Source organism: Nitrosomonas sp., from assembly GCF_019752415.1.
Taxonomy (GTDB): domain Bacteria; phylum Pseudomonadota; class Gammaproteobacteria; order Burkholderiales; family Nitrosomonadaceae; genus Nitrosomonas.
In genome coordinates this window covers 21,206-29,154 of sequence record NZ_JAIEME010000004.1, presented here as the reverse complement: position 1 = coordinate 29,154, position 7,949 = coordinate 21,206, and the positions used below count along the sequence as shown (strand labels likewise).

Genomic DNA, 7,949 nt, shown 5'->3' with positions numbered 1-7,949 from the left:
CTCCGGTGTCTATCCGCCAGAACACGGCGATGCCTTCGGAGCAACTGATTATGCCGCGTGGGCTTATACCTTTGCAGTCAATACCATGGCACCGCTAAAAATGGCCGAGGCTTTTATCCAACAGATTTCCACAAGCCAGTTGAAAACCATTATCACCATCACCAGCAAAATGGGCAGCATTGCAGACAATCGCGGCGGCGGCAGTTACATCTACCGATCAAGCAAAGCAGCAGTCAATATCGTGATGAAAAGCCTGTCGATTGACCTGAATTCAAACCAGGTTACCGCAGTGTTACTCCATCCGGGATGGGTCAGAACCAGCATGGGCGGCCCGAATGCATTTATCACTACCGAACAAAGCGTCACCGGCATGCGCCGTGTCATCAGCAACTTGAAATTTTCGGACTCAGGGAAGTTTTATGCGTTTGATGGGCAGATTGTGCCTTGGTGAAGTTTTCTGACTTAGTATTTATTCTGTCACTCAAAAAATAATGCAAAGCACAAATATACGTACGTATTACACCCTGCGCAGACTGAAAAAGCTGAACTTATAATGCCATTTTTGCTGCTTTCCATTCATAGCTCTCAGATTAAAGTTTATTAAACTTCCTCATTAAGCTGAACCCAGATACCAATCAGGAACGGCTTTCTTATATTGCTGCAAACTGCGTTCAGCGATGCGCAATTTATTCAATAGCACAGTCAATTGAGAATAAAATTGGTCACTGGCCATCAGCTGCTGCCATTCGTCACCATCCGGATCATCTTCATCCAAATTGCGCCAGAAAAGATTGCAAAAGCTATTGAATGAAACCGGCCGCCCTGCGATTAAATCGGTTTTTATTTTTTGATCTATCCAACGTTGCCGTCTGCTGATTAAGTCTTCAGCGCCTTCACAGACAACAACCGATAGATAGGCATATAAATCCGATGTGCTGCGAATACTTTCGAGTTCAGGAAACTTTTGTTTACCGATGGCATTTGCAATCAATTCTTGCAAAGCAATGGTCGAAATTTTAAGGCTTACACCCGTTTGCAATGTGTAGATTTTATCGAGGTACATAGGTCAGTAGAAACAAATAATGAAGCCGAAGCCAATGAATAATTCGATTGAGAATCGATGCTAAGGTTCATTTTTACTCAGAAGTACAGTTGTTGCAACAAAAAAGCAACGAGCAATTATTATTCGTATCGTATGAACTCTTCTGCCAGGGCATCGGCACCATGCCGGTCGATCAGCGCATCCATTTCTGCCAGCAAGACATCATCTTCATCCTCATCCAATACGCCAGCGCCGACCAAACTTGCTAACAAGCCAGAAATCATCGCATCTTTTACGGTTTCGAGCGTCGGCGGGTTTTCTTGATCCCGGTCATTGATCACGGCGTCAATGACTCGTGATAAGGGCTCGCTGGCATTTTCCTTCACAAAGTCAATGGCTAATGCCGATTCGCCAAATTCCTCAATCAATGCATCCAGTTCATCCAGCAATGATTCATTAATATCAAAATGGTGCCGCTCCTCTGTTTCAGTAAATGCATCGCTAAGCAGATCTGCAACAAAATCATGAATGGTGGCAAGCGTTATATCTTGCTCCAGCTCTGACTTATTCACGCGATCTTCAATAAGCGCGGATAAATTAGAGCTGACACGGCTGGCAATATCAATCGGGTTTCGTATCATGGCAAAACTCCTAGTAAATAATTTTCGATCAACAGAATACGCACAATTACTCCTTCTCTCGCCGAGTTGCATCGGCTAAGCAAGCAATCACTTCTTCATCGGTCACTTGCGGAAAATCTCCGTAAAACTGCCCTACCGCATAGAAATTGATTGGGGACGACAAGCAAACAATATGATCCGCCTTTCCCTCTAATTTCCTCAATGTCTCCGGCGGTGCGACGGGGATGGCACAGATCAATTCTGCCGGTTTTTTGTTACGTAATGCATGCAGTGCGGCAATCATCGTCGATCCCGTAGCCAACCCGTCATCAATGACGATGACAATCCGCCCAGCGGGATCAACCGGCGGATGCATAGGGGTGTATTGCGCGCGCCGCTGCCGGATGGTTTCCAGCTGAACAGATACTTCCCGATTGATGTAATCCTGATCAGCACCGGCTTGCTCGGCATACTCAGTCAGATAAACCCAACCGCTCTCATCAACAGAACCGATCGCAAACTCGGGATTGCCCGGCGCGCGCAATTTGCGCACCAGCACCACATCCATCTCGCCGTTCAATTGCTCGGCGATCACCTTGGCCATCGGCACAGCGCCTCGGGGAATAGCCAATATCAGCGGATTTTTATCCTGATACTCAGAAAGCGCCTCCGCCAGTTTCCCGGCTGCTGTGATACGGTCGGCAAAAATCATAATGGCTCCTTAACATGATTATGACATGGTGCGATTGATTAGGAGGCGCAATTCCTTCAAGGAACGGGTATTCAGAACATCGTGTTTTTCCAGCCAACCACGCCGCGCTTGCCCGATGCCAAAGCGCAAATTGGCGAAATCATAAACGCTATGGGCATCGGAATTAATGCTGATTAACACACCTTCCTCCTTGGCCATTTGACATTGGGTGTCGAGCAAATCCAACCGTTCCGGATGCGCGTTCAGTTCCAAAAAGCAACCGCGATTTCTGGCTTCGCGAATAGTGCGCAGCATGTCGACATCATAGGGTGCGCGGCGCTGAATCAGACGCCCTGTCGGATGTGCCAGCAGGGTAAAATACGGATGCTGCATGGCGCGCAGAATGCGCTCTGTTTGTTTGGCGCGCGACAGATTAAAACTGCTATGCACCGCACCCACCACCATATCCAGCCGTGCCAACGCACTATCCGGCAGATCTAAATTACCATCTTCCAGAATATCCACCTCAATGCTTTTCAGCAAAGTAATTCCCTTCAGCTCTGTATTTATTTGATCAATTTCATCGCATTGTTGCGCCAATTGCAATGGATCAAGACCATGCGTGAAAGCTAACCGGCGCGAATGCTCGGTAATCGCAATATACTCAAAACCATTCGATAAAGCCGCCTGTGCCATTTCACGCAAGCTGTTATGCCCATCCGTTGCTTTGGTATGCACATGCAAGTCACCGCGCAGATCGATTTGTTCCACTAATTGCGGTAATTGCCCTGCTCTTGCCATGGCAATTTCCCCGCGATTTTCACACAATTCGGGGGGAATATAAGATAAACCCACAGCGGCATACGCCGACGCTTCCGTTTCACCCGCGATACGTGTTTTATCCCGGAAGACACCGTATTCATTGATCTTTAATCCACTCTTCTGTGCCATGCGCCGGATCGCAATGTTATGAGACTTCGATCCGGTAAAATAATGCAGTGCCGCACCATAGGATTCCGCCTTGACGACGCGCAAATCCACTTGCAAGCCGCATTTAAGAATCACACTGGCGCGTGTGGGGCCTGCCGACAAGATTTCGGCTACTTCTTCGTAATTTGTAAAACGTTGCACCACTTGGCTTGTTTCGGTCGTTGAAGCTGTGGCGAGAATATCCAAATTGCCAACCGCTTCACGCATGCGCCGGTAACTGCCTGCAACAGTGACTTTCAAAACACCGGGAATCGTTGTAAGAAATTTTTCCAGCGCTTCCGCATATTGCGCTGCTATTGCCAATTTGAAGCGCCGCGTCTGATTGGCATGCACCTCGATCGCTTGCAGAATGTTGTTCTCGGTTTTTTCGCCAAAACCCGGCAAGGCGCGAATTCGACCATCGCGTGCAGCCCGGTACAATTGTTCCAGCGTTTGCACATCGAGATCGTGATATAACGCTTTGACCCGTTTCGGACCAAGGCCGGGTATTTTCAGCAGCTCAGTAATGGCAGGAGGCAGCTCGGTATGTAACCGATCCAGCAGGCTGTACTAACTATTGTGCCGTTCTGGGAGTAGTGAGCCAGCCTCTAGCGCGGAGGGTTAAGACAAAACTTGCGCATTGAGAATGCTTCAGTCCTGCATTATCTTGCAGGCGTGCAGACAAAACGATAACACAATGAAGGCGGCTGGCAAGCCACGCCGCAAGCACTCGGAAAGCAAAGCCACATGGCCCGGAAGAAAACAAGTTCACCGGCAGTATGCTGATGATGGTTGTATATCCGGAGATATCGTGGCGCTGGAAGATGATGACCTGCAGCAAGGTGAATCCCTAATCCAGCCTTTCATGCGATCAGGTTGACATCTGCATCCGAAACTATCCCTGTAGGAACTGCGCAGTCAGACCTTAATCAATTACCAACACCTGCCCGCTACAATGACTATACTCGATTCCGCACCCGGTTACCCGGTAACAACTTCTTCTACATTAAAAACAATGGCGGAACAGCTGGATCAAGAGCGCATTCTGCACGACCGGAAAGCTTAAAAATAAGGAAAGTAATCGCCATCACCTACTTGTTGCAGGCATGACAGAAATGCTTGACAAAATTATCAAAGCGAGCAAGATTGAAAATAAAGTTTAGCCATTATTAATGAATAGCTGTCATTGCAGCAATGCGTGAGTATTATTGTTATTTCACAATAAATAAGTTGCATCAGAGGAGATTTATCATGGGTACAAAAAGCACACACCCCGGTTTTCATCCAATTAGTCGCTGCGATGGCATTTTTCAAGAACAGATACACGACACTTACCAAACCAAAGTCAAATTTCCGGAACCAACGGTTTGCCCGCAATGTAGCGCAGTATTTCATAAAGGGCGATGGCAATGGCTTGGCGCACCTGCCAATGCGCATCAACATAACTGTCCGGCGTGCCAGCGTATTCTTGAGAATCAGCCAGCAGGCTTTGTGACCTTAGCAGGTGAGTTTCTTGTTGCGCATCGGGATGAAATAGTAAGTCTGATACACAATGTAGAAAAAAAAGAAAAAGCCGAACATCCGCTGAAGCGAATCATGGCAACCGAAGAAGAGGGAAATGGTATTGGTAACCGCTACCGATATTCACCTTGCTCGTGGTATTGGTGAGGCAATTCACCATGCTTATCAGGGTGAGTTGGAATTTCACTACAATCCGGCAGAAAACTTATTGCGTGTAAATTGGTCTCGTTTACTCGAAATTCAGTCTGTTAAACGGATTGGATAAACAAAAAAGGAGAATATGATGAGTGTCGGTGAAATTTGCAATCGTGAAGTAATTACTATTCAACGTGATGAGACGATTCAAGAAGCCGCCAAACTGATGCGGCAATATCACGTGGGGGCCGTTATTGTGATCGATAAGCTCGATGGTCGTACAGCACCCGTAGGCATTGTCACGGATCGTGATCTGGTTGTCGAAGTTCTGGCAACGGAATTGGATGAAACGGTGATTACCGTCGGCGATATTATGGCACCGAAAGTATTTACAGTTAAAGAAAGTACCGCGACTTACGAAGCAATCGAATTTATGCGCCGCAAAACCATCCGGCGCTTACCGATAGTGGATGAAGCCGGGGAATTGGTTGGAATACTGACTTTAGATGATGCACTGGAATTACTATCCGAAGAATTACTTAATCTCTCCAAACTGGTAAGGTACGAGCAAAAAAAAGAAACGCGGCACCGTCCGTAATAGCGGAATCCGGGACTTGATGCATTATGCAGTATCGGCACTATCGCCAACGTTGTGCGCCATGTTGCTTCAGACGACGGAACTCATCATGCCATCTGCCAAGGTATAGAACGATTTCAGATTGAAGAAATCATCGAAGGTTACCCATTCCTTGCAGCCCGTGTAAAACGTATTAAGGAAACAGCTCACGTCACAACTCAGGCAGAAGCGCTCGCATTGCAGTTGTGCGAACGCGCTGTCGAGATTTTATCGCTATTGCCCGGAGTTCCGGCAGAGCTTGCACATGCATTGCAAGCCACGCGCACGCCGTCGGATCTGGCCGATATTACTGCCAGCCTACTTGATACCGAAGTCAATGAAAAACAGATGCTGCTCGAAACGATAGATACTGAGGAGCGGCTGCAGAAAGTGTTGCAGATTTTATCGCGCCGTATCGAAGTTTTAAGACTCTCCCAGGAAATCGGCGAGCGCACCAAAGAACAAATGGAAGATCGCGAGCGTAAGTATTTATTACACGAACAGTTAAAAGCAATCCAGAAAGAGCTGGGCGAAGACGGCGGTAACGATCAAGAAATTGCACAATTGAATGAGGCGATCACCGGAGCAGGCATGCCCAGTGATGTCGAAGCGCAGACGCGCAAAGAATTGCAACGATTGCAGCGCATGCCGAGCGCATCGAGCGAATACTCGATGTTGCACACCTATCTGGAATGGATGACCGAATTACCGTGGCGGCTACCTGAGGAAACGCCGATCGATTTGAATAGCGCGCGTCAAATTCTGGAAACCGATCATTTTGGATTAGAGCGCATCAAGCAGCGCATTATTGAATTTCTGGCGGTACAAAAACTGAAACCGCAGGGCCGGGCGCCTATTCTTTGCTTTGTCGGACCACCTGGAGTAGGTAAGACTTCGCTAGGCCAAAGCATCGCACGTGCTTTGCAACGGCCTTTTGTGCGTGTGTCATTAGGCGGTGTGCATGATGAAGCCGAAATGCGCGGCCATCGCCGCACCTATATTGGTGCCATGCCAGGAAATATTGTGCAAGGGTTGCGTAAGGCTAGTGCGCGTAATTGTGTCATGATGCTCGATGAAATCGACAAAATGTCAGCCAGCATACAGGGCGACCCGTCCGCAGCACTGCTTGAAGTACTGGATCCGGAGCAGAATTCAACTTTTCGTGATAATTATTTAGGTGTGCCGTTTGATCTAAGCCGGGTGATCTTCATTGCTACGGCGAATGTAATCGACAATGTGTCGCCGCCAGTACGTGACCGCATGGAAATTATTGATTTGCCCGGTTACACACAAGAAGAAAAGCTTCAAATCGCATTGCGTTATCTAGTACAGCGGCAGAGTGAAGTAAATGGTTTGTATGAAGAACAATGCAAATTAACATCCCAAGCGCTGGAAAGCATTATTGCGGATTACACCCGTGAAGCCGGTGTGCGTCAGTTTGAAAGGGAAATCGGCCGAGTGATGCGTCATGCAGCTTTGCGTATCGCCGAAGGTGAACAGCAGAAAGTGCATATTGATGCAGCTGATTTGGATGCCATTCTAGGTTCAAAAAAATATGAGCATGAATTAGCAATGCATACGGACCTCTCTGGAGTCGCTACGGGCCTGGCCTGGACACCGGTGGGTGGCGATATTCTATTTATCGAAGCCACACGGGTCAATGGTAGCGGGCGGTTGATTCTGACCGGGCAGCTCGGTGATGTGATGAAAGAAAGCGCGCAAGCAGCTCTCACCTTAGTCAAGGCGCGCGCAAGCGATTTGAATATTCCGGTATCTCTGTTTGACGGTGTTGATGTGCATCTGCATGTTCCGGCAGGTGCTATTCCAAAAGACGGACCGAGCGCAGGTGTTGCAATGTTCATTGCACTCGTTTCATTATTCACTAACCGGCCCGTATGCCATGATGTCGCGATGACCGGAGAAATCAGTCTACGTGGATTAGTATTACCCGTAGGCGGTATCAAGGAAAAGATACTGGCGGCAGAACGTGCCGGTCTGCGAACGGTATTGTTGCCTGCCCGAAACCAGAAGGATCTACGCGATTTACCGGAAGCAACACGTATGGCAATGCAGTTTGTTTTATTAGAAACAGCAGATGATGCGATTCAAGCTGCATTACGCCATGTCGGCACATATTTTCCAGCTACTGAATTCAAACTTGCCTGAATATCGTTTACCAGGCATATACAAAAATAAAACCAACAAAACCTTCTCGGAATAAACGCATCACTTAACAACAGATGCGGCTATATGCCGCATTGACGCCTGAACTAGCTTAACCCAAAATACAAATGCATCTATGAATAAGTTTAAATGAAGCTGTTATGTTCTTGTCATATTCCCTTGTTACTCTAG

Annotated in this window: 8 protein-coding genes and 1 pseudogene; 5 read left to right on the top strand and 4 right to left on the bottom strand. The window is 47.6% G+C overall.

Translation table 11 applies throughout. The annotated features are described in order from the left end of the window. On the top strand, positions 1–451 hold a 451-nt coding region (locus K2P83_RS01280; protein WP_292926062.1), incomplete at its 5' end, for an SDR family NAD(P)-dependent oxidoreductase. Between the two features lie 162 nt (positions 452–613). On the opposite strand, the gene K2P83_RS01275 is transcribed toward K2P83_RS01280, so the two are convergent. The 4 genes from K2P83_RS01275 to polX form a co-directional block, all read right to left on the bottom strand. Beyond that, positions 614–1,063 carry a hypothetical protein gene (locus K2P83_RS01275; protein WP_292926061.1) on the bottom strand — a complete coding sequence of 150 codons (450 nt, stop codon included), beginning with the start codon at positions 1,061–1,063 and terminating at the stop codon, positions 614–616. A gap of 119 nt (positions 1,064–1,182) precedes the next feature. Beyond that, complete coding sequence (locus K2P83_RS01270) at positions 1,183–1,683, bottom strand: hypothetical protein (RefSeq protein WP_292926060.1); 501 nt, start codon at positions 1,681–1,683, stop codon at positions 1,183–1,185. Between the two features lie 46 nt (positions 1,684–1,729). After that, entirely contained in the window at positions 1,730–2,374 is a 645-nt protein-coding gene (locus K2P83_RS01265) for a phosphoribosyltransferase family protein (protein WP_292926059.1), read from the bottom strand. Positions 2,375–2,392: 18 nt separating this feature from the next. After that, positions 2,393–3,883, bottom strand: a complete 1,491-nt coding sequence (polX, locus tag K2P83_RS01260; RefSeq protein ID WP_292926063.1) for a DNA polymerase/3'-5' exonuclease PolX — start codon at positions 3,881–3,883, stop codon at positions 2,393–2,395. Between the two features lie 136 nt (positions 3,884–4,019). Here polX and K2P83_RS01255 point away from each other — a divergent pair, with 136 nt between their 5' ends. From K2P83_RS01255 to lon, 4 genes and pseudogenes are all read left to right on the top strand, one after another. Continuing rightward, positions 4,020–4,202, top strand: a complete 183-nt coding sequence (locus K2P83_RS01255) for a hypothetical protein (protein WP_292926058.1) — start codon at positions 4,020–4,022, stop codon at positions 4,200–4,202. A 371-nt stretch (positions 4,203–4,573) separates the two neighbouring features. Further along, positions 4,574–4,990: a BCAM0308 family protein gene (locus K2P83_RS01250; protein ID WP_363279275.1), complete on the top strand. Its 417-nt coding sequence runs from the start codon at positions 4,574–4,576 to the stop codon at positions 4,988–4,990. A 136-nt stretch (positions 4,991–5,126) separates the two neighbouring features. Next, positions 5,127–5,576 carry a CBS domain-containing protein gene (locus K2P83_RS01245; RefSeq protein ID WP_292926057.1) on the top strand — a complete coding sequence of 150 codons (450 nt, stop codon included), beginning with the start codon at positions 5,127–5,129 and terminating at the stop codon, positions 5,574–5,576. Positions 5,577–5,594: 18 nt separating this feature from the next. Continuing rightward, positions 5,595–7,760 (top strand): annotated as a pseudogene (gene lon / locus K2P83_RS01240) (endopeptidase La); the annotation flags it as partial. Positions 7,761–7,949 lie beyond the last annotated feature (189 nt).

What these genes read in the sequence shown, in the direction of transcription:
- K2P83_RS01275 (WP_292926061.1), bottom strand. Translation starts at nt 1,063, where the DNA reads ATGTACCTCGATAAAATCTACACATTGCAAACGGGTGTAAGCCTTAAA.
- K2P83_RS01270 (WP_292926060.1), bottom strand. Translation starts at nt 1,683, where the DNA reads ATGATACGAAACCCGATTGATATTGCCAGCCGTGTCAGCTCTAATTTA.
- K2P83_RS01265 (WP_292926059.1), bottom strand. Translation starts at nt 2,374, where the DNA reads ATGATTTTTGCCGACCGTATCACAGCAGCCGGGAAACTGGCGGAGGCG.
- K2P83_RS01255 (WP_292926058.1), top strand. Translation starts at nt 4,020, where the DNA reads ATGAAGGCGGCTGGCAAGCCACGCCGCAAGCACTCGGAAAGCAAAGCC.
- K2P83_RS01250 (WP_363279275.1), top strand. Translation starts at nt 4,574, where the DNA reads ATGGGTACAAAAAGCACACACCCCGGTTTTCATCCAATTAGTCGCTGC.
- K2P83_RS01245 (WP_292926057.1), top strand. Translation starts at nt 5,127, where the DNA reads ATGAGTGTCGGTGAAATTTGCAATCGTGAAGTAATTACTATTCAACGT.